The following is a 19,257-nucleotide window of genomic DNA, read 5'->3' on the forward strand; positions in this document are numbered from 1 at the left end:
CTCTTACTTTGGGCACAGGCCCCGCTACCTGCAGTGATCTGCGGAAACACTGTGACCGTCCTGTGCTTGCTGTTGTCCGAGTGGTGAGACATTGTGGGCGCGTTCCCTGAGCGGGGTGTTCCTTGTCCACGATTCTGCGGCGACTGCCGCCCTCCGAGGCGACCGGATTGCGCACGGGCGCCCGCCACAGCCTGGCCGAGCTCTACCGTCCGGCCGACCTGGTGGTGCTCGGACTCGGTGTGATCATCGGCGCCGGCATCTTCTCCATCGCCGGGCAGCAGGCGGCCACCACGGCGGGCCCCGGCGTCATCCTGTCCTTCATGATCGCGGGCATCGCCTGCCTGCTCGCCTGCCTGTGCTACGCCGAGCTGTCGTCCACGATGCCGACCTCGGGGAGCGCCTACACCTTCACGTACGTCATCTTCGGCGAGGTCTGGGCGTGGATCATCGGCTGGGCGCTGATCCTGGAGCTGCAGTTCGCCGCCGCCGTCGTGGCCAGGGCGTGGGCGGCGATCACGGTCGGGGCGATCTCCAACTTCGGGGTACGCGTGCCGAACCAGGAGCTCGTCGGCGACGTCCTCGTGTTCGTGATCCTGGTGCTGCTCACCGGCATGGTGGCGCTCAGCGCGCGGATCGGGCTGCGGGCACTGTGGATCATGGTGGCGGCCAAGCTCCTGGCCATCGGGGCGGTCATCGTCGTCGGCCTGCCCCACATCGACGTGCGGAACTTCGGCGAGTTCCACGTGCCGTCCAAGATCCTGCCGAAGGCGCCCACGAACGTGCTGGAGATCCTGTTCGGGCAGAGCCACGCGTTCGGCTGGTTCGGGATCTTCGCGGCGGCCTCGGCCATCGCGTTCGCGTACATCGGGTTCGACATCGTGGCCACCTCCGCCGAGGAGACCGCGAACGCGCCCACCGCCGTGCCCAAGGGCATGATCCGCAGCCTGATCATCGCCACCGTCCTCTACATCGCGGTGGCGCTGGTCATGGTGGGCATGGTCCCGTACACGAAGATCTCCGAGGACGCGCCGCTGACCGGGGCGTTCAGGGCGGTCGGCGTGGACTGGATGGTGCACGTCATCGACGTGGGCGCGGTGCTCGGGCTGACGACGGTGATCCTGGTGCTGATCGTGGGGCAGACGCGGGTGCTGTTCTCGATGGCCCGTGACGGGCTGATCCCTCGCGGGCTGGCCACGGTCAGCCGGAAATATCACACTCCGACCCGGGTGACGCTGCTGATCGGGTTCGTGGCGATCGTGCTGGCCGAGTTCGTGCCGGTGCTCACGATGCAGGAGCTCGTGGTGATCGGGACGCTGTTCGCTTTCGCGTTCGTGGCGGCCGGGGTGATCGTGATGCGGCGGCGCATGCCGCACCTGGAGCGGGGGTTCAGGGTGCCGCTCTCGCCGCTGCTGCCCGGGCTGTCGCTGGTGGCCACGCTCTGGCTGATGGTGAACCTGCAGTTGCTCACCTGGGCGTGGTTCGCCCTGTGGATGGCCTTCGGCCTGCTGGTCTACCTCGTGTACGGCCGGCGCCACAGCCTGCTGGCCCGCCCGCGCACCCCGATCGAGCCGGCACGCGGACGCCACCGCCGCTAGAGCCGGCCCGACTCCAGCACGCTGCGCAGGAATTCCCTGGTACGGGGGTTCTCCGGCTCGGTGAAGATCTGCTCCGCGGGGCCCTTCTCCAGGAGCACGCCGCCGTCAAGGAAGCACACCGTGTCCGAAATATCGCGACAAAAGCTCATCTCGTGGGTCGTGAGGATCATCGTCATGCCCGACTCCTTGAGCTCCCTGATGACCCCCAGCACCTCCAGCACCAGCTCGGGGTCCAGCGCCGAGGTGACCTCGTCCAGCAGCATCAGCCTGGGCTGCGTGGCCAGCGCTCTGATGATGGCCACGCGCTGCTGCTGACCGCCGGAGAGCTGGTCGGGGTAGGCCCGCGCCTTGTCCGCCAGCCCGAACCTGGCCAGCAGGCCGTGCGCCTGCTCCTCGGCCTCCCTCTTGGCCACCTTGTGCACCTGGCGCGGCGCGAGCGTGACGTTGTCCAGCACGGTCATGTGCGGGAACAGGTTGAACGCCTGGAACACGATGCCCAGCCGCTTGCGCACGTCGTCCACGTTCACGCGCGGGTCGGTGATGTCCTCGCCGTCGAGGAGGATCACGCCGTCGTCCACGGTCTCCAGCAGGTTGACGCAGCGCAGGAGCGTGGACTTGCCCGAGCCGGAGGCCCCGATGAGGCTCACCACCTCGTGCGGGCGCACCTCCAGGTCGATGCCCCGCAGCACGCTGTGGCCGTGGAAGTTCTTCCACACCCCGTCAATGGTGAGAAGACTCATGTGCCCTCCTTCGTCGGGCGCATGAGCCTGACCGGGCTGTGTCTAATTGGTCGCTCGCTACGCTCGCTCATGCGCCACGCCTCCTGCGCGTGCGGGCCGCCAGGTGGTCGGTGAGCCTGGCCATGGGGATGGTGAGCAGGATGAACAGCAGCGCCGACGCCAGGTAGGGCGTGTAGTTGAACGTACTGGCCGCGTGGATCTGCGCCTGCCTGAGTGAATCGAGCGGCCCGATGGTGGCCACGAGCGCGGTGTCCTTCTGCAGCGAGGCGAAGTCGTTGAGCAGCGGCGGCACGACCCTGCGGGTGGCCTGCGGCAGCACCACGAACCGCATGGTCTTGACGTGGCTCAGCCCCAGCGAGCGGGCCGCCGCGATCTGGCTCGGGTGGATGGACTCGATGCCCGAGCGGAACACCTCGGCCACGTAGGCGCCGTACGAGAGCGTCAGCGCGATGATGGCCAGCGTCGCCAGGTCGGTCGGGATGCCCTGCAACCGGAGCGCGGGCAGCCCGAACCCGATCAGGTAGATCACCAGGATCGTCGGCACGCCGCGGAAGACGTCGGTGTAGAGGGTGGCCAGCGCCCGGATCGGGAAGAACGCGGGCTTCCTGATCCCCCTGGCCAGCGCCACCAGCAGCCCGACGACCAGGATCAGCAGCTCGGCGATGAGGAAGATCTTGATGTTGAGCAGGAAGCCGCTCAGCACGTCGGGCAGCGCCTTGGCGAACTGGCCGGAGTCGAAGAACGTCTCCTGCACCCGGGGCCAGCCGGGTGAGCTCGTGACGATCCAGACGACCAGCACGATGAAGACGATCGTCGAAACCGTCGCGATCGAGGCCGAGCGGCGGCCGTGCGACCGGCGTACCCGCTCCCGCTCGACCTGCCGCTCCGACTTGACCCATTCGCCCGCCGCGCCCTTGCCGGATCCGCTGAACTCGCTCATTGCAGCTCTGGCGCGCCCGCCGCCGAGCCGAGCCACTGCTGCTCGATCTTGGCCAGCTCGCCCTTCGACTTCAGCGCCTCAACGGCCTTGTCGACGCACGGCTTGAGCGCGCTGCCCTTCTCCATGACCAGCCCGAACTCCTCGGGCGTGCCACCCGTCGAGCTGAACTGCCCCACGATCTTGGACTTCTCGACCTGCGCGGCCGTCACGTAGAACGCCGTCGGCAGGTCGACGACCAGCGCGTCCACTTGCTTGTTCTTCAGCGCGTTGACGGCGTCGATCTGCTCGTTGTAGACGTTGGGGTCGTCGGCGGGCTTGATGACGTTCTTGACCGCGTCGAGCGAGGTCGTGCCCACCTGCACGCCGATCTTCGCGTTCTGCAGCTCGGCCAGGCTCTTCGCCCCGGCGAACTTGCTCCCGTCGATCGCCACGATGGCCTGCTTGACGGTGTAGTAGCCCTTGCTGAAGTCGACCGCCTTGGCCCTGTCGGGCGTGATGGACACCTGGTTGACGTCGAAGTCGAACTGCTTGACCCCAGGTGCGAACGCCGAGTCGAACTTGACCGTGCTCCACTGCACCTCGGTGCGGTCGAAGCCGAGCTCCCCCGCCACGGCGAAGGCCACCGCGCTCTCGAAGCCCTGCCCGTTGCTCGGGTCGTCGTCCTTGAACCAGGGCTCGTAGGCGGGCTTGTCGGTGCCGATGGTCAGCTTGCCCGCGTTGACCAGCTTGAGCTGGTCCTTGGTGCACGCGGTGGACGCGGACGCGACGGGGCTTGCCGAGCTCGACGTGTTGTCGACCGGCGCGCAGCCGACGAGCGCCACGGCCAGCGCGAGCAGCATGAGGGGACGGGCCATGGCCATGCCTCCAGGGGGAACACGCGAAAGAACTAAGGCATTCTACGCTGACCGAATAGGAAATTACGCCCGGCGGTGCCCCTGACCACGGAGTTGGCCAAGATGGGCTCGCGTGACGGCGGCCCGCCGGTGAAGGGTCAGCGGGCGTTTCCTGGAGGGCGCTCAGCCGGAGTACGGCGGGTGGGCTGCCCGTGCGCAGCCGTACAGTATGGGGTTTCTCACAGCGGCACGAAACGCGAAAGCCCCCTCCGGACGGAGGGGGCTTTCGCAGCAGGACTCAGCCCGCGACGACCTCGACATCCACCGAGGCCGAAACCTCGGGGTGGAGCTTGATGGTGACGCGGTGCGAGCCGACGCTCTTGATCGGGTTGACGATCTCGATGCGGCGGCGGTCGACGATCGGGCCACCGGCGGCCTTGACGGCGTCGGCGATGTCGCCCGTCGTGATCGAGCCGAACAGGCGGCCCGACTCGCCAGCGCGCGTGGTCAGGCGGACGCGCAGCGCGCCGATCTGACCGGCGACCTCCTTGGCGGTGCCGAGGTCGCGGATCTCGCGAGCGTCGCGAGCCTTCCTGATCGTCTCGATCTGCTTCTCGGCGCCCCGCGTCCAGCGCATGGCGTAGCCGCGCGGGATGAGGTAGTTACGGCCGTAGCCGTCCTTGACCTCGACGACGTCGCCAGGGGTGCCGAGGCCGGAGACCTCGTTGGTGAGGATGAGCTTCATATCGACAGGCCTCCTTAGCGCGCGGTGCTCGTGTAAGGCAGCAGGGCCACCTCACGCGCGTTCTTGATCGCGGTCGCCACGTCGCGCTGGTGCTGGGTGCAGTTGCCCGTCACCCGGCGGGCACGGATCTTGCCGCGGTCGGAGATGAACTTCCGCAGCAGCGCCGTGTCCTTGTAGTCGACGTAGGAGATCTTGTCGTGGCAGAACAGGCAAACCTTCTTCTTCGGCTTGCGCAGTGCCGGCTTAGCCATCGTGGTGCTCCTTTCAGAGCCCCGCCTTCCGGGCGGGAATGGACTCGGGCTTGTGGACAGGTTTTAGAAAGGCGGTTCGTCGCTGAAGTCGCCACCGCCGCCGCCGCCGAAGCCGCCGCCGCCCTGCTGGCCGCCGCCGCCGTAACCGCCGCCGCCGCCACCGCCGAAGCCGCCGCCACCCTGGGGCGGGGCGGGCGAGGCAGAGGCCCACGGGTCGTCGGCCGGGCCGCCGAAGCCGCCGCCACCGCCCCCACCCTGACGGGAGGTGCGGTTGACCTTGGCTGTGGCGTTACGCAGGGACGGGCCGACCTCGTCGACCTCGACCTCGTAAACGGTGCGCTTCTCGCCTTCCTTGGTCTCGTAGGACCGCTGCTTGAGCCGCCCCTGCACGATGACCCGCATGCCGCGCTGCAGGCTCTCGGCGGCGTTCTCCGCCGCCTGCCGCCACACGTTGCAGGTCAGGAAAAGGCTTTCGCCATCCTTCCACTCGTTGGTCTGACGATCCATGAACCGCGGAGTGGACGCGATGCGGAATCGAGCCACCGCTTGCCCCGTCGGGGTGAAGCGCAGCTCCGGGTCGTCGACCAGGTTGCCGACGATGGTGATTACGGTGTCGCCTGCTGCCATGGCTAGCGCTCGCCTTCCTGCACGCCTTCGCTTGGATTACGGCTCAGAGTACGGGGCTTCCCCGACAAAAACCGGGGGTTAGTGCACGTCCGGACGCAGGACCTTGGTGCGCAGGATGCCCTCGTTGAGGTTCATCTGCCGGTCGAGCTCCTTGACCGTCGCGGGCTCCGCGGACAGGTCGATGACGGCGTAGATGCCTTCGGACTTCTTGTCGATGTCGTAGGCGAGACGGCGACGGCCCCAGACGTCGACCTTCTCCACGGTGCCGCCGTCGTTGCGGACCACGGAGAGGAACTGGTCGAGGGACGGCGCGACAGTGCGCTCATCGAGCGAAGGGTCCAGGATGACCATTACTTCGTAACGACGCATGCGGACTCCAACCTCCTCTGGACTCTTGCGGTCACGACACTCTGCCGTGACAGGAGGACGCTGACGTCTGTGCCCGGGCGCCCCTTTCGGCGCCCCGGGGCGATGGTTCATCCATCACAACGCAGCTTGCCCAGGTTACCAGCAGCGGGAAGGTGGGAAGGCCTTTAGGAAACCTAGGGGGTGGTGGCCGTGCCACATGTGCTTCAGCCTTCCCAGAGGGAGCGGCTCAGGCTCACACTCAACAGCGACGGGCATGCGCACCCGGTGGAGAACGCCCTGGCGGTGGCGGCGCTCGTTTGCGGTCTCGTTGCCTTCGTCTCGACGTTCTGGGTCTCCGCGCACGCGATCTCCTCGTGGGCCGGCACGCTGGGCTTCGGGGTCGGGCTGTATTCCCAGTACATCTCGGCGACCACGCCGCAGCGCGCGATCAACATCGTCGGCATCGTGGGGTCGTTCGTGGGAGCCGCGCTGGGCATCGCCCACGGGGGTTTCCTCCCTCACTGAGCCTCACTGAGCTATGAGGAACGGCCCCGTCGCCCGGGGCCGTTCCGGCATGCCGCTCACCCACCGATGTGCAGGTCTATACCGAGCAGGACCAGGAACCAGAGGAACACCGCGAGCAGCGCTTCCGCGAGGTCCCTGAGCAGTCCGGGGGTGATGTAGTGGTAGACCCAGCCCACGTAGATCCCGATCACGACGTAAACCAATAAGATCAGCGCTCGTAAGCGCCAGCGTGTCATATCACTTCTCCTCGATTAGGGGGCGCAAGGCGACTTCCCGAGCGCGCGTCCGGCAAACCGATCGGCCCCGCGGTCGCGGCCCTCTCTCCGGCGTAAGCTCGGGAGTTATGGTGCGCATCGGAGCTCATGTCGATCAGGACGATCCCGCCGCCCACGCCGAGGCGGTGGGGGCCGAGGTGGTGCAGTTCTTCCTCGGCGACCCGCAGGGTTACGACAAGCCCGTGCTGCCCGCCAAACCGGTCGAGGGCGTCGACATCTACATCCACGCCCCCTACCTGGTCAACGTCGCCACCACGAACAACCGCATCAGGATCCCCAGCCGCAAGCTGCTGGAACAGCACCTCAAGGCCGCCGCCGGACTCGGCGCCAAGGGCCTGATCGTGCACGGCGGCCACGTCAACAAGAACGACGACCCGCAGGCCGGCTTCGACAACTGGCGCAAGGTGTTCGAGCGCATGGAGTGCCCCATCCCCGTGCTGATCGAGAACACCGCGGGCGGCGGCAACGCGATGGCGCGCAAGCTCGAGCGCATCGCCCGGCTGTGGGACGCGCTCGACGGGTTCGACGTGGGCTTCTGCCTCGACACCTGCCACGCCCACGCGGGCGGCGAGGAGCTGGTCGACCTGGTCGAGAGGGTCAAGGCCATCACCGGCCGGATCGACCTCGTCCACTGCAACGACTCGCGCGACGACTTCGACTCCGGCGCCGACCGCCACGCCAACCTGGGCAAGGGGAAGATCGACCCCGAGCTGATCCTGGCGGTCTGCCGCGCGGCCGACGCGCCGATCGTGGTGGAGACGCCCGCCGACGGTCAGGCGGACGACATCGCGTTCCTGCGCAAGAACCTCTAGGAAATACACACAGCCTGTGGATAACTTCCCTGGATTACCAAGACGAAGGAGTGGGTAGAGAGGTCACCCCGCCCACGCGCCACTCAGGAAGCGCTCCGCGTTGAGCAGCATGAGCGGCCCGAAGATCAGGGCGTACACGACCATCACCCACGGCCTCCTGGTCGCGACCTTCGCGACCAGGATCCACAGGGGGAACCACAGCAGCAGCGAGCGCGGGATCGACAGGTAGTACGCCGAGGTCATCAGCGCCGCCGCCTGCAGCCCCGTGTAGACGAGCTCGCTCCACCGGCGCAGCGCGAGCAGCCAGATCAGCACCCCCAGCGCCACGACCACCCCGATGATCTCCATCCGGAAGGCCACCGCGAAGTCGTCGGAGCCCATGGCCGAGCGCCAGGTCGTCTTCCACGCTTCCCACGGCCAGGCGAAGTCCCGCCCCCACCCGGCCTCCTGCGCGTGCTTCCACGCCAGCCAGTCGCCCGACCTGCTGTAGTGGTAGTACGAGTACGCCACCAGCGGCACGAAGGGCACGGCCAGCCACCCCGCCTGCCGCAAGCGCGGCCGGATCGGCTCGCGCCGGGTGAAGAACTCCACGACGAGCGCGATCGCGAGGAACAGCCCCGTGATCCGCACGCACGAGGCACCCGCGGCGAGCGACGCCGCTAAGGACCATTGCCCCTGCCGGGCGGCCAGCCAGGCCGGGATCGCGAAGGCCAGGAAGAGGGACTCGCTGTAGCCCGCCGCCAGGAACACCGCCATCGGGTAGAGCAGCAGCGCCAGCACCGCCATCCAGCCGGAGGCGCCTTCCAGCTCGGCCAGCCGGGCCAGCGCCACCACGGCCACCGCCCCGGCGGCGAGCGAGATCAGCAGCCCGGCCGCCGACCAGTCCGGCACGATGAGGTGCGCCACCCGCAGCAGCATCGGGAGGCCGGGGAAGAACGCGGGCAGCCCGTCGTCCACAGGCTTGCCGGGCTCGCCGTCGTAGCCGTACTGGGCGATGGTGATGAACAGCCCGGCATCCCACTTGCGCCACTTGTCGGCGTACGCGCCGAGGGCCGTCCCCAACAGCGTCACCACCAGCAGCCCCGCCCGCGAGCCGAACCAGAGCAGCAGCGCGTCCCGGTCGGCCGAGCGAGTGATCATCGAACGGCTGGTGTCAGAGTGAACCGGTCGTGGGCGTCGTCGAAGACGCCGCCGCCCTGGTCGTCGACGTCGGCCTGGCGCACCACGTCCTTGTCGGGACGGAGGATGTCCCGCACCACGAACGCCATCATGATCCCGATCGTGATGACCCGCCCCCAGACGGCGGTGAAGTACGTGTCGTCACCGATGCCCAGGTCGTTCCTGCTGAAGGGCGCCTGCGCGACCAGGTAGAGCCAGATGGCGACGAAGTACCAGATCTCGGCGAGCTGCCACAACACCAGCGGCTTCCAGTTGGGCCTGGCCAGCACGGCGAACGGCACGAGCCAGAGCACGAACTGCGGCGACCACACCTTGTTCGTCATCATGAACGCGGCCAGCGCCAGGAAGCAGATCTGCGCCAGCCTGGGCCGCCGCGGCGCGGCCAGCGCGAGCACGGCGATGCCCAGGCACATGATGGCCAGGGACGCCATGCCCAGCTTGCTGACGTCGCCGTCGCCCAGGACGGGCCACCCCTTGTTCTGGAAGAACAGCCACGGCGAGCCCCAGTCGACCCCGCGTTCCTGGGAGAAGACGTAGAACCTGCGCCAACCCTCCCACGCGAAGATCATGAACGGCGCGTTGACCACGATCCACGCGCCGGCCGTGGAACCCAGGGTGACCAGGAACGGCCGCCATCGCGCGGTGCGCAACGTGAGCAGGAACAGCGCCCCCAGGAACATCAGCGGATAGAACTTGGTCGCGATGGCCAGCCCCAGCAGCACCCCGGCCAGCACCTGCCGGCGCCGCGCCCAGGCCAGCAGCATGCCCATCGACAGCGCGCCGGCGACCAGGTCCCAGTTGATGTACGCGGCCAGCACGACGGCGGGCGAGATGGCGTACCAGAGCGCGTCCCACCGTCGCGTGGGCCCGGCCACCGCGGCCATCAGCAGGACGCCGACGACCAGGCAGATGCCGAGCAGGATGACCGTCAGGTCGTAGAACCTGACGGCCTGCGCGCCCACGTCGGCTCCGACCGCCCTGGCGAACCAGCTGATCACCTGCATGACCTCGCCCAGCACGACCGGGTATTCGACCTGCTTGTCGAACGGCACGTTGGCGAAGTAGGGGTTCTGGGTCGACAGTGCCCTGTCGAAGTACAGGGGGTAGATGTCGGTGTAGCAGAAGTTGGTGTACGTCGTGACCTGGTCGTTCCAGCCGCCGGTGCGGCAGGGCAGGCGCACGACGTACGCGAGGGTCGCCCCCAGGGCCGCGATCAGCCCCAGGGGAAGGTACGGAACGGCACGCGCCACGAAGGGGACGCGTACCTCCGTGCTCGTCACCGGTCCTCAGGCCTGGACATCGGCGCCCAGCCCGAAGGTCTCGGGTCGGGCGCCCGCCCGCCGCCGACCCCGTCACCGTCCGCGGTCTGCGGGACCCCCTGGTCACCGCCGTCGCCGTTGTCGCCGTTGTTCCCGTTGTTGCCGTTGCCGTTGTTGCCCGGGTCGTCGATGGTGACGTCGTCGTCGGGGGTGACATTGTCGTCACACGGGTTGACCAGGCAGTCCTGGTTGCCCTGGTCGTCGAAGGGGTTGTCCCCGCTGTCGAACGGGTTGTCGGGGGTCTTCGACACCGTGGGCTGCGGGCTCGGCACGATGTTCTCGGCCAGGCCGACCTCGGCCCTCTTGGGGAACTGCTCGATCGGCAGGCCCTCGTGGGCGAGCTGCATGAACTTCTGCCAGGTGAGCGTGGGCGGACCGGCACCCTCGAAGTTCAGGGAGACCTCGTAGGGCTTCGTGTAGGGGTTTTCGTTGCTGTACTTCGCGTGCGGCTTGCCGCCGGGAGTCACCGGGCAGTTGGAGTGAATGGGCTGAACGATCTTGCCCGACTTCGTCCTGCACTCCTCGCGGTAGAACCCGACCGCGGCGGAGATCTGCGGCGTGTAACCGACGAACCAGGCTTCCTTCTCGTCGTTGTTCGTGCCGGTCTTGCCGGCGGCCGGCCGGCTGCCCAGGCCCTTGCCCCGCGCGGTGCCGGTGCGCAGCACCTCCTGCATGGCCACCGTGGCGTCGGCGGCGACGCCCGGATCGACGACCCGCTTGGAGGCAAGCTGCTCGCCGTAGACGATCTGCTTGCCCAGCTTGACTTCCTGCACCACGTGGTACTTGGTGTACTTGCCGCCGTTGGCGAAGATCGAGTAGCCGGCGGCCTGCTCGACCGGCGTCACCAGGGCGCTGCCGATGGCGAACTGGTAGCTGTGCTGGTCGACGTCGTCTTCCATGCGCTGCGGGTTGAAGCCGGCCGACTCGACCAGGTTCTTCACGTCATCGAGCTGTCCTGGCAGCTTGAACGCCATCGACACGTACGCCGTGTTGACCGAGTCGGCAGTGGCCTTGACCACGTCGACGGCCTTGCCGACGTTGTGGCTGTTCTTGAAGCCGCCCGCGGCCTGGCCGGGAAGCTCCTTCGGCACCGTCTGGTTGCCCGGCACGTAGCTCTTGAGCGAGTAGCCGGCCTGCAGCCAGGCCGCCAGCACGTACGGCTTGAACGCGGACGCGGCCTGCTTCTTGGCGTCGAACGGCTCGTTGAACGGGTCGGTGATGTAGTTGGTGCCGCCGTAGAACGCCAGGATGCGGCCGTTCTTCGGGTTGACGGCGGCCAGCCCCGCGTGGAACTCCTTGCTCATGCTGGACATCGTGGACTTCACCGCGGTCTGCGCGGCCAGCATCAGCTTCTTGTCGAAGGTCGAGACGATGTGGTAGCCACCGCTCCTGACCGCGTCGGGGGTGAGGCCGCGCTGCTTCAGCTCCTCGAGGACCTGGACCACCATGTAGCCCCTGATGCCGCCGAGCTCGTTGACGTTGTCGTTCTTGCGGAGCTTGGGGAACTTCGCGGTCTGCGGGAGCTGGCCGTACTTGTCGGGCCACTGCTCGGCCATGTACTGGATGACGGTCTTCCAGCGGCTCTTGAGCGCGGCCGCGTCAGCATCCCAGTTGGGCTGCTGGATCCGCGCCGCCAGGTAGGCGCCCTGCTCGGGCGTCAGCTTCGCGGCGGTGGCCTTCTCCCCGAAATACGCCTTCGCGGCGGCCTGGACACCGTAGGCGCGGCCGAAGTTGACGGTGTTCAGGTAGTTTTCCAGGATCTGGTCCTTGGTCAGCTCCTCGTCGAGCTTGACCGCGACGAAGACCTCCATGACCTTGCGCTTGATGGACACTTCCTGGCTGAGGCCGTCGTAGTAGTTACGGGCCATCTGCTGGGTGATCGTCGAGGCGCCCTGCAGCTGCTGACCGGTCGCCGTCATCCAGACCGAGCGGAACATGCCGGAGATGGAGATGCCGGAGTCCTCGTAGAACGTCTTGTTCTCGATGGCCACCGCGGCGTCCCTGACCGTCAGGTCCATCTTCGAGATCGGGACGATCTCGCGCGGCGTGCCGAGCTTGGCGATCTCGGTCTTGCCGTCCCGGTAGTAGATGGTGCTCTGCTGCGCGAGCGCGTCGGACTTGGCCTGGTCGGCGGTCGGCACCGGCGTGTTGGCGTACGCGACCATGATCATGCCGAAGAGGCCGGCCGCGAGCACCACGAACCCGGCCACGAGGATCTTCCAGCTGGGCACGAACCTGCGCCAGCCGCCCTTGCCGCCGCCGCCCTTCTTGGTCGGCGGCCCGGGAGGTTCGGGTGGCCCGCCCTCGCCCTTCCTGCGCGAGCGCCGCGGCGCGTCGCTGACGATCGTCTCCTGGTTGCTCATCGCCCGCGCCTCCTGCCGGGCCCGCGAGCGCGGCCCCGGCTGGTCACCGCGCGTAGGCGGTCCGTCGCCACGCGTCGGAGGCCCGTCGCCGCGCGTGGGCGGGCCGTCACCGCGCCTGGGAGGCTCGTCGTACGGCTGCGCGGCCATGGCGCCGGTCTGCTCGTAAGCGGCTTCCGGACGACGCTGCGTCTGCGGCGACTGCGGCGGACCGCCCCAGCTCGACTCACCGGTTTGCGGAGGAGAACCCTGGGGCACAGAACGGGATGAGCTGGAGCGACGGCGCCTTCCTGGGCGGGCCGTCCCCTCATTCATGCTGTTACTCACACGTCCTCGCATCGTCGTCGGAAACATAAACGGCGGTTGGGCGTGCGGTTTCTCGCCGCCCTCGGTCTTCACACTTGGCTGACGAGGTCAGGCGGTCCGTTTCCGAGGACGTATGAAACCGTCAGGTGGTTCCAGGAACAACCTTGGCAGACCTCGACAACGTACACGCGGAACTCATCGTAATCATGAGCCATTGTGACGAGTTCCGATGTGACCTTTGCCTGTCCGGCATGCCTGCCGAGCGAATCGCCGTAGACGTAGGTCACATTGGTGACGTTCTCCCGTTCGCATACCGGGCAGAGGCGTTCGGTCGGCTCGCCGAAGTGGCGCGCCGCGCGAAGGAGGTAGGGCTGTGCGTCGCATACGTCGCCCCGCGAGGTGCGCCCCATGCGCAGGGAGCGGACCACCGCCCGTTTCGCAAGGCCGTAATCCACCACCCTTCGCTGTGACCACATGGGCGCCAGACTACGGCGTTTTGCGGCTCCGTCCCAACGACTTGGCAGATTCACAGATTGCCGCCATATAGCGACCCGACGTATCCTGAGGATGTATCGGCTCGATACATCGACACGAGAGGGGGCGGGTTCCGATGGCCGGCGGACAGGGCAGGGTCTTGGAACTGGCCGTGCTCGGGTCGCTGCACGAGACGCCACTACACGGCTATGAGCTGCGCAAACGGCTCAACGCCCTGCTGGGGATGTTCCGCGCGTTCTCCTACGGGTCGCTGTACCCCTGTCTGCGATCACTCCTGGCTCAGGGCCTCATCGCGGAGGAGCAGCCCGCTCCCACCACGATCGTCGGCGGCAGATCGAAGATCGTTTACAAGCTGACGGCCGAGGGCAAGGAACGGCTACAGGACATGCTGACGCAGGCCGGCCCCTCCGCTTGGGAGGACGAGAGCTTCGGCGTGCACTTCGCGTTCTTCCGCCATACCGAGGCGGAAGTGCGGCTGCGCATTCTCGAAGGCCGTCGTAGCCGGCTGGAGGAGCGGCTCGACGCGGTGCGCACGGCTCTGGCGCGCACCAGGGAGCGCCTCGACAGTTACACGCTCGAGCTGCAGCGGCATGGGCTCGAGTCGGTCGAGCGCGAGGTGCGCTGGCTCAACGAGCTGATCGCGACAGAGCGTCGGGCCTCGTCGGAAGAGGGGCCCGCAAGAGATACCACGTCAACTGATGAGTAAGGGAGCGAGTGCGATGGGTTCGGTTCGCGTGGCCATTGTCGGTGTCGGAAACTGCGCGTCGTCGCTGGTCCAGGGCGTCCACTACTACAAGGATGCCGACCCGGACATTCGGGTCCCGGGCCTCATGCACGTGAAGTTCGGCGAATATCACGTCGGTGACATCGAGTTCGTCGCGGCGTTCGACGTCGACGCCAAGAAGGTCGGTCGCGACCTGTCGGAGGCGATCGTCGCCAGCGAGAACAACACGATCAAGATCTGTGACGTGCCGCCCACGGGGGTGACCGTCCAGCGCGGCCATACCTTCGACGGGCTGGGTGAGTATTACCGGGAGATCATCGAGGAGTCCGACGAGACGCCCGTCGATGTCGTCCAGGTGCTCCGTGACAACCAGGTCGACGTCCTGGTCTCCTACCTGCCGGTGGGCTCGGAGGACGCCGACCGCTTCTACGCCCAGTGCGCCATCGACGCCGGCGTGGCGTTCGTGAACGCGCTGCCGGTCTTCATCGCCTCCGACCCGGTGTGGGCGGAGAAGTTCACCGAGGCCGGCGTGCCGATCGTCGGCGACGACATCAAGTCGCAGGTCGGCGCCACCATCACGCACCGCGTGCTGGCCAAGCTGTTCGAGGACCGCGGGGTGGAGCTGCTGCGCACGTACCAGCTCAACTTCGGCGGCAACATGGACTTCATGAACATGCTGGAGCGTAAGCGGCTCCAGTCCAAGAAGATCTCGAAGACGCAGTCGGTCACCTCGCAGATCCCGCACGAGATGGGCAAGGCCGACGTGCACATCGGGCCGTCGGACCACGTGCCGTGGCTGGACGACCGCAAGTGGGCCTACGTGCGGCTCGAGGGCCGCTCGTTCGGCGACACGCCGCTCAACCTCGAGTACAAGCTGGAGGTCTGGGACTCGCCGAACTCGGCGGGCATCATCATCGACGCGGTACGGGCCGCCAAGATCGCCCTCGACCGCGGGGTCGGGGGGCCGATCCTGTCGGCGTCCTCGTACTTCATGAAGTCGCCGCCGAAGCAGTTCTCGGACGACGAGGCTCGGGAGTACGTCGAGAAGTTCATCCGGGGCGAGGTCGAGCGCTGACCCCTGACCGGCGCCGCCGCACCCGTGGACACGGGTGCGGCGCCGTGCCGTCTTCACGTCTACAGGCGGGCCGCCGGGGGCAGCTCGGCGGGCGAGGCGGGATGCCAGGTCAGCGGGTCGGCGCCGAGGTCGGCCAGCAGCGGCACCTGCTCCTGGCACCAGGGCGAAACGGCCAGCAGCCCGTTGCGCACTCCCTCGGCGAACTCCTTCCACGGCATCCACATCGTCTCCCCCACCTCGGCGGGGTTGGGGACGACCGGCGAGGTCACGGTGACGCGGTAGACCGGGCAGAGCTCGTGCTCGACGATCCCGTTGGCCATGGCGGCGCGGTAGGAGAAGGCCGGCAGCATGAGGTCGACGCGGTCCACCGTGAGCCCCAGCTCGTAGGAGAGCCGGCGCTCGACGGCGCGGTCCACCGGCTCGCCCGGCAGCGGGTGGCCGCAGCAGCTGTTGGTCCAGACCCCCGGCCACGTGAGCTTGCTGTCCGCTCTCCTGGTCAGCAGCACCCGGCCTTCGTGGTCGAAGACATAGCTGGAGAACGCCAGGTGAAGGGGTGTCTCGCGACCGTGCACCACCAGCTTGGGCGCTGTGCCGAGTGCGTGGCCGTCGCGGTCGACCAGCACAACGTGTTCCTCAGTCGTCACGCTATGAAGCGTACGAGACACCGTGACCGTTCGGAACCCACGGCCCACCTGCCGCATCGCGACTCTCGCGCATCCTAGGCGATGGGTGGAGGGCTAGGCTGGCCGCGTGTCATTTGTGGCCGACCTACGCGTGGTCCTGCGGGGCGAGGATTTCCGGCGCTTGTTCGCCACCCGGCTGATCTCCCAGTTCTCCGACGGGATCTTCCAGTTCGGGGTGGCCGGGTTCGCCTTCTTCAGCCCCGAGAGCCAGACGACGGCGCTCGCGGTGGCCGCCGGGCTGGCCGTGCTGCTGCTGCCGTACAGCGTGCTCGGGCCTTTCGTGGGCGTGTTCATCGACCGCTGGTCACGGCGGCAGATCCTGGTGGTCGCGCCGATCGTGCGGGGTACGCTCCTGCTGGTCGCGGCGGCGCTGGTCGCCGCTGACGTGCCGGACCCGGTGTTCTACGGGGCGGCGCTGGCCGTGCTGGGCGTCAACAGGTTCTTCCTGGCCGCGCTCGGCGCCTCGCTGCCACACGTGGTGCCGGCCGACCGGCTGATGGCCGCCAACGCGGTCGTCCCCACGTCGGGCACCGTGGTCACGTTCGTGGGCGTAGGGCTCGGTTATCTGCTGCGCAAGGTGTTCGGCGCCGAGGACCACGGCGTGGCGCTGCTCCTGGTCGTCTCGGGCGTGGTGTTCGGCCTGAGCGCGCTGGTCGCGCGGACGATGGAGCGCGGCCTGCTCGGCCCGGTGTCCGACCCGAGCCGGCCGCAGGCGCGCGAGGCTCTGCGCAACGTGGTCGGCGGCCTCGCGGACGGCGCCAAGCACCTGGTCAAGCACCGCGTCGCGGCCTCCACCATGGGCGCGATGGCCGCCCACCGCTTCTTCTACGGCATGGCCACCGCGCTCGGCATCATCCTCTACCGCTACTACTTCTACAACGGCGACGCCGACGCCGCGCTGAGCGGGGTCAGCCTGGTCGTGGCGACCTCCGGCGTCGGCTACGCCATCGCCGTGGTCATCACCCCGTACGCCACCGAGCGGTTCACGATCGAGCGCTGGGTGCCGATCGCGCTGACCACGGCCGGGCTGCTGACCGCGGTGCTGGTGCTGCCGTTCCAGGAGTGGGGGCTGCCGGTGGCGGGGTTCGTGCTGGGCGTGGCCGGGCAGAGCGTCAAGATCTGCGCCGACACCACGGTCCAGCGCGACGTCGAGGACATCTACCTGGGCCGGGCGTTCTCGATCTACGACATGCTCTTCAACGGCATGTACGTCCTCGCCGCGGCCCTGTCGGCGGCCATCCTGCCCGCCGACGGCAAGTCCTACACGGCCGTCGTGATCATCGCCGTCGGCTATCCCCTGGCCGCGCTCGCGTACCGGATGATCACGCGCCCACGTCGTTCGACCTCGCCCACTCCAACAACGCCTCGGTAGCCGCTTCCTTGCCGATCACGCCCTTGTCGAGCCTGATCTCGAGCAGGAACTTGTAGGCCCGCCCCACCACCGGCCCCGGCCCGATGCCGAGGATCCGCTGGATCTCGTTGCCGTCGAGCTCGGGGCGGATCTTGGCCAGCTCCTCCTCGTCGGCGAGCTTGGCGATGCGCTCCTCGAGCTGGTCGTAGGTCCGCGACAGCGCAGCGGCCTTGCGCTTGTTGCGCGTGGTGCAGTCGGCCCTGGTCAGCTTGTGGAGCCGGTCCAGCAAGTGGCCGGCGTCGCGCACGTAACGGCGTACGGCGCTGTCGGTCCACTCCCCCGTGCCGTAGCCGTGGAAGCGCAGGTGCAGCTCCACCAGCCGCGCCACGTCCGACACCACGTCCTTGGGGAACTTCAGCTCCGCCATCCGCTTCTTGGTCATCTGCGCGCCGACCACCTCGTGGTGGTGGAACGACACCCGCCCGCCCGACTCGTGCCGGCGCGTCTTCGGCTTGCCGATGTCGTGCATGAGCGCGGCCCAGCGCAGGATCCGGTCGGCCTTGCCGTCCTCCTCCTGCGCGATGGCCTGGTCGAGCACGGTCAGCGTGTGCTCGTAGACGTCCTTGTGCCGGTGGTGCTCGTCGATCTCCAGCCGCAGCTTGGGCAGCTCCGGCAGCACGTGCGCGGCCAGCCCGGTCTCGACCAGCAGCCGCAGGCCCTCGCGCGGGTTGGCGCCGCAGACGAGCTTGTCGAGCTCCTCGCGGATGCGCTCGGCCGAGACGATCTCGATGCGCCCGGCCATCGCGGTCATCGCCGCCACGGCCCCATCGTCCACTTCGAACCCGAGCTGCGAGGCGAACCTGGCGGCCCGCAGCATGCGCAGCGGGTCGTCGCCGAAGGACCGCTCGGGGGTGCCCGGCGTGCGCAGCACCCTGGCCTTCAGGTCGTCGAGGCCGCCGTACGGGTCGACGAACTCGTGGCCGGGCAGCCGCACCGCCATCGCGTTGACCGCGAAGTCGCGCCGCTCCAGGTCCTCGTCGAGCGTCTCGCCGTACATGACCTCGGGCTTGCGCGACTTCGGGTCGTACGACTCGCTCCGGTACGTCGTGATCTCGATCAGCCAGCTGCCCTTGCGCAGGCCCACCGTGCCGAAGTCGATGCCGATGGTCCACACGGAGTCGGCCCAGTCCCTGACGAGCTCCAGCACCCGCTCGGGGCGGGCGTCGGTGGTCAGGTCGAGGTCGTTGCCGATGCGGCCGAGCAGCAGATCGCGTACGGGGCCGCCGACGAGGGCCAGCTCGTGGCCCTGCGCGGCGAACAGGCGGCCGAGCTCGTCGGCCACCGGGGCGATCTTGCGGAACAGGTCCGTCATGGCCCGCCGTTGGCTGTCAGTCAGAGTTGAGTCGGACAAGCGGGTAGGTCCTTCTGGGAGCATTCCGGAACATATCCCCCGAGCCACACCAGGTCCGGGTTACCGTCGGTCCAAGGACCGTCGGGGGCCAGGGAACGAGGCAAGGAGGACTATATGAAGGACGCCCTCGCGATCCACCGCTGGCTCCTCGCCCACCAGGTCCATCATGAGATCGTACGCCTTCCGCGTCCTATGACTTGCGCGGAAGATCTGCCTGAGGCGGTCTCCGCGGCGCCGAGCAGGTGCCTGATGGTCACAGTGCTCGAGGTCGCCACGAGGGTCGGCCGCGAGGTCGTCATCGCGGTCACCACCCCCGTGTCGGCGCCGCCACCGGTGGGAGCCGTCGGCGGAGTGCTGGGCGTACGCCGGGTGCGACCGGCCCCGGTCCACGTGGTCAACTCGGCCACCGACTACGCGAGCGGGCTGGTGTGCCCGCTGCTCCTGCCCGAGCCGCTGCCCAAGTTCATCGACGACCGGCTGCCGGCCGACTTCCTGGCCGACGACGGGCCGGTCTTCACCGCGACCGGCGAACGGCATACCGCCCTGACCCTGCGCGCACTCGACCTGATGGCACTTCTGCCAGGCAAGATGGTCGACCTCAGGGCGAAAGGATCACGTGAGGCGGTCGCGCGGCGGCACTGAGCCCGTACCATTGCGGGCGTG

The 19,257-nt window shown here is 68.1% G+C and carries 21 protein-coding genes; 7 read left to right on the forward strand and 14 right to left on the reverse strand.

All coding sequences use genetic code 11. The annotated features are described in order from the left end of the window. Positions 1 to 122: 122 nt before the first annotated feature. Complete coding sequence (locus ACIBI9_RS41700; RefSeq protein ID WP_397230963.1) at positions 123 to 1,595, forward strand: APC family permease; 1,473 nt, start codon at positions 123 to 125, stop codon at positions 1,593 to 1,595. On the opposite strand, the gene ACIBI9_RS41705 is transcribed toward ACIBI9_RS41700, so the two are convergent. The 7 genes from ACIBI9_RS41705 to rpsF form a co-directional block, all read right to left on the reverse strand. Next, positions 1,592 to 2,335: an amino acid ABC transporter ATP-binding protein gene (locus tag ACIBI9_RS41705; protein ID WP_397230965.1), complete on the reverse strand. Its 744-nt coding sequence runs from the start codon at positions 2,333 to 2,335 to the stop codon at positions 1,592 to 1,594. The genes ACIBI9_RS41700 and ACIBI9_RS41705 overlap by 4 nt on opposite strands. Before the next feature lie 67 nt (positions 2,336 to 2,402). Next, positions 2,403 to 3,275: an amino acid ABC transporter permease gene (locus ACIBI9_RS41710; protein WP_397230967.1), complete on the reverse strand. Its 873-nt coding sequence runs from the start codon at positions 3,273 to 3,275 to the stop codon at positions 2,403 to 2,405. Beyond that, entirely contained in the window at positions 3,272 to 4,129 is an 858-nt protein-coding gene (locus ACIBI9_RS41715; RefSeq protein WP_397230969.1) for an ABC transporter substrate-binding protein, read from the reverse strand. Before ACIBI9_RS41715 ends, ACIBI9_RS41710 begins: the two co-directional genes overlap by 4 nt. Positions 4,130 to 4,406: 277 nt before the next feature. Continuing rightward, positions 4,407 to 4,853 carry a 50S ribosomal protein L9 gene (rplI, locus tag ACIBI9_RS41720; RefSeq protein ID WP_185069541.1) on the reverse strand — a complete coding sequence of 149 codons (447 nt, stop codon included), beginning with the start codon at positions 4,851 to 4,853 and terminating at the stop codon, positions 4,407 to 4,409. Between the two features lie 14 nt (positions 4,854 to 4,867). Beyond that, positions 4,868 to 5,104: a 30S ribosomal protein S18 gene (rpsR, locus tag ACIBI9_RS41725; protein WP_020543048.1), complete on the reverse strand. Its 237-nt coding sequence runs from the start codon at positions 5,102 to 5,104 to the stop codon at positions 4,868 to 4,870. Between the two features lie 63 nt (positions 5,105 to 5,167). After that, complete coding sequence (locus tag ACIBI9_RS41730; protein ID WP_397230971.1) at positions 5,168 to 5,731, reverse strand: single-stranded DNA-binding protein; 564 nt, start codon at positions 5,729 to 5,731, stop codon at positions 5,168 to 5,170. Positions 5,732 to 5,809: 78 nt separating this feature from the next. Beyond that, on the reverse strand, positions 5,810 to 6,100 hold the full coding sequence (gene rpsF / locus ACIBI9_RS41735) for a 30S ribosomal protein S6 (protein ID WP_080044189.1): 291 nt from the start codon (positions 6,098 to 6,100) through the stop codon (positions 5,810 to 5,812). Positions 6,101 to 6,289: 189 nt separating this feature from the next. Here rpsF and ACIBI9_RS41740 point away from each other — a divergent pair, with 189 nt between their 5' ends. Beyond that, positions 6,290 to 6,604 carry a hypothetical protein gene (locus ACIBI9_RS41740; protein WP_397230973.1) on the forward strand — a complete coding sequence of 105 codons (315 nt, stop codon included), beginning with the start codon at positions 6,290 to 6,292 and terminating at the stop codon, positions 6,602 to 6,604. A gap of 56 nt (positions 6,605 to 6,660) precedes the next feature. Here ACIBI9_RS41740 and ACIBI9_RS41745 read toward each other — a convergent pair whose 3' ends face one another. After that, complete coding sequence (locus ACIBI9_RS41745; protein WP_397230975.1) at positions 6,661 to 6,840, reverse strand: hypothetical protein; 180 nt, start codon at positions 6,838 to 6,840, stop codon at positions 6,661 to 6,663. A 107-nt stretch (positions 6,841 to 6,947) separates the two neighbouring features. Between ACIBI9_RS41745 and ACIBI9_RS41750 the strand changes: the two genes are divergently transcribed. Next, entirely contained in the window at positions 6,948 to 7,691 is a 744-nt protein-coding gene (locus ACIBI9_RS41750) for a deoxyribonuclease IV (protein ID WP_397230977.1), read from the forward strand. A gap of 63 nt (positions 7,692 to 7,754) precedes the next feature. Here the strand turns inward: ACIBI9_RS41750 and ACIBI9_RS41755 are convergent, their stop codons facing one another. From ACIBI9_RS41755 to ACIBI9_RS41770, 4 genes are all read right to left on the reverse strand, one after another. Then, a complete protein-coding gene (locus tag ACIBI9_RS41755; protein WP_397230979.1) occupies positions 7,755 to 8,831 on the reverse strand; it encodes a mannosyltransferase family protein in 1,077 nt (358 codons plus the stop codon). After that, positions 8,828 to 10,150, reverse strand: coding sequence for a glycosyltransferase family 87 protein (locus tag ACIBI9_RS41760; protein WP_397230981.1), 1,323 nt, complete (start codon positions 10,148 to 10,150; stop codon positions 8,828 to 8,830). Before ACIBI9_RS41760 ends, ACIBI9_RS41755 begins: the two co-directional genes overlap by 4 nt. Further along, positions 10,147 to 12,552 carry a transglycosylase domain-containing protein gene (locus ACIBI9_RS41765; RefSeq protein WP_397230983.1) on the reverse strand — a complete coding sequence of 802 codons (2,406 nt, stop codon included), beginning with the start codon at positions 12,550 to 12,552 and terminating at the stop codon, positions 10,147 to 10,149. The genes ACIBI9_RS41760 and ACIBI9_RS41765 overlap by 4 nt, the downstream gene beginning before the upstream one ends. 392 nt (positions 12,553 to 12,944) lie before the next feature. Further along, positions 12,945 to 13,331, reverse strand: a complete 387-nt coding sequence (locus tag ACIBI9_RS41770) for a DUF5318 family protein (RefSeq protein ID WP_397230985.1) — start codon at positions 13,329 to 13,331, stop codon at positions 12,945 to 12,947. Positions 13,332 to 13,465: 134 nt separating this feature from the next. On the opposite strand from ACIBI9_RS41770, the gene ACIBI9_RS41775 reads away from it, so the two are divergent. Together ACIBI9_RS41775 and ACIBI9_RS41780 are read left to right on the forward strand one after the other, a co-directional pair. Continuing rightward, a complete protein-coding gene (locus tag ACIBI9_RS41775) occupies positions 13,466 to 14,056 on the forward strand; it encodes a helix-turn-helix transcriptional regulator (protein ID WP_394493909.1) in 591 nt (196 codons plus the stop codon). A gap of 13 nt (positions 14,057 to 14,069) precedes the next feature. Beyond that, complete coding sequence (locus tag ACIBI9_RS41780; RefSeq protein ID WP_397230987.1) at positions 14,070 to 15,149, forward strand: inositol-3-phosphate synthase; 1,080 nt, start codon at positions 14,070 to 14,072, stop codon at positions 15,147 to 15,149. 59 nt (positions 15,150 to 15,208) lie between these two features. Here ACIBI9_RS41780 and idi read toward each other — a convergent pair whose 3' ends face one another. After that, complete coding sequence (idi, locus tag ACIBI9_RS41785; protein ID WP_397230989.1) at positions 15,209 to 15,793, reverse strand: isopentenyl-diphosphate Delta-isomerase; 585 nt, start codon at positions 15,791 to 15,793, stop codon at positions 15,209 to 15,211. A gap of 106 nt (positions 15,794 to 15,899) precedes the next feature. Between idi and ACIBI9_RS41790 the strand changes: the two genes are divergently transcribed. Next, positions 15,900 to 17,204 carry an MFS transporter gene (locus ACIBI9_RS41790; RefSeq protein ID WP_397230991.1) on the forward strand — a complete coding sequence of 435 codons (1,305 nt, stop codon included), beginning with the start codon at positions 15,900 to 15,902 and terminating at the stop codon, positions 17,202 to 17,204. Here the strand turns inward: ACIBI9_RS41790 and ACIBI9_RS41795 are convergent. Beyond that, a complete protein-coding gene (locus ACIBI9_RS41795) occupies positions 17,155 to 18,555 on the reverse strand; it encodes a CCA tRNA nucleotidyltransferase (protein WP_397230993.1) in 1,401 nt (466 codons plus the stop codon). The genes ACIBI9_RS41790 and ACIBI9_RS41795 overlap by 50 nt on opposite strands. Positions 18,556 to 18,786: 231 nt before the next feature. Here ACIBI9_RS41795 and ACIBI9_RS41800 point away from each other — a divergent pair, with 231 nt between their 5' ends. Then, the gene (locus tag ACIBI9_RS41800; RefSeq protein WP_397231019.1) at positions 18,787 to 19,236 is read left to right on the forward strand and encodes a YbaK/EbsC family protein; all 450 of its coding nucleotides are present in this window, start codon (positions 18,787 to 18,789) and stop codon (positions 19,234 to 19,236) included. The last annotated feature ends 21 nt before the right edge of the window (positions 19,237 to 19,257 follow it).

It is taken from the genome of Nonomuraea sp. NPDC050451 (assembly GCF_044458585.1).

Coding starts and splice junctions, on each gene's coding strand:
- ACIBI9_RS41705 (WP_397230965.1), bottom strand. CDS start 2,335: ATGAGTCTTCTCACCATTGACGGGGTGTGGAAGAACTTCCACGGCCAC.
- ACIBI9_RS41710 (WP_397230967.1), bottom strand. CDS start 3,275: ATGAGCGAGTTCAGCGGATCCGGCAAGGGCGCGGCGGGCGAATGGGTC.
- ACIBI9_RS41715 (WP_397230969.1), bottom strand. CDS start 4,129: ATGGCCCGTCCCCTCATGCTGCTCGCGCTGGCCGTGGCGCTCGTCGGC.
- rplI (WP_185069541.1), bottom strand. CDS start 4,853: ATGAAGCTCATCCTCACCAACGAGGTCTCCGGCCTCGGCACCCCTGGC.
- rpsR (WP_020543048.1), bottom strand. CDS start 5,104: ATGGCTAAGCCGGCACTGCGCAAGCCGAAGAAGAAGGTTTGCCTGTTC.
- ACIBI9_RS41730 (WP_397230971.1), bottom strand. CDS start 5,731: ATGGCAGCAGGCGACACCGTAATCACCATCGTCGGCAACCTGGTCGAC.
- rpsF (WP_080044189.1), bottom strand. CDS start 6,100: ATGCGTCGTTACGAAGTAATGGTCATCCTGGACCCTTCGCTCGATGAG.
- ACIBI9_RS41745 (WP_397230975.1), bottom strand. CDS start 6,840: ATGACACGCTGGCGCTTACGAGCGCTGATCTTATTGGTTTACGTCGTG.
- ACIBI9_RS41750 (WP_397230977.1), top strand. CDS start 6,948: ATGGTGCGCATCGGAGCTCATGTCGATCAGGACGATCCCGCCGCCCAC.
- ACIBI9_RS41755 (WP_397230979.1), bottom strand. CDS start 8,831: ATGATCACTCGCTCGGCCGACCGGGACGCGCTGCTGCTCTGGTTCGGC.
- ACIBI9_RS41765 (WP_397230983.1), bottom strand. CDS start 12,552: ATGAGCAACCAGGAGACGATCGTCAGCGACGCGCCGCGGCGCTCGCGC.
- ACIBI9_RS41770 (WP_397230985.1), bottom strand. CDS start 13,331: ATGTGGTCACAGCGAAGGGTGGTGGATTACGGCCTTGCGAAACGGGCG.
- ACIBI9_RS41775 (WP_394493909.1), top strand. CDS start 13,466: ATGGCCGGCGGACAGGGCAGGGTCTTGGAACTGGCCGTGCTCGGGTCG.
- ACIBI9_RS41780 (WP_397230987.1), top strand. CDS start 14,070: ATGGGTTCGGTTCGCGTGGCCATTGTCGGTGTCGGAAACTGCGCGTCG.
- ACIBI9_RS41795 (WP_397230993.1), bottom strand. CDS start 18,555: ATGACGGACCTGTTCCGCAAGATCGCCCCGGTGGCCGACGAGCTCGGC.
- ACIBI9_RS41800 (WP_397231019.1), top strand. CDS start 18,787: ATGACTTGCGCGGAAGATCTGCCTGAGGCGGTCTCCGCGGCGCCGAGC.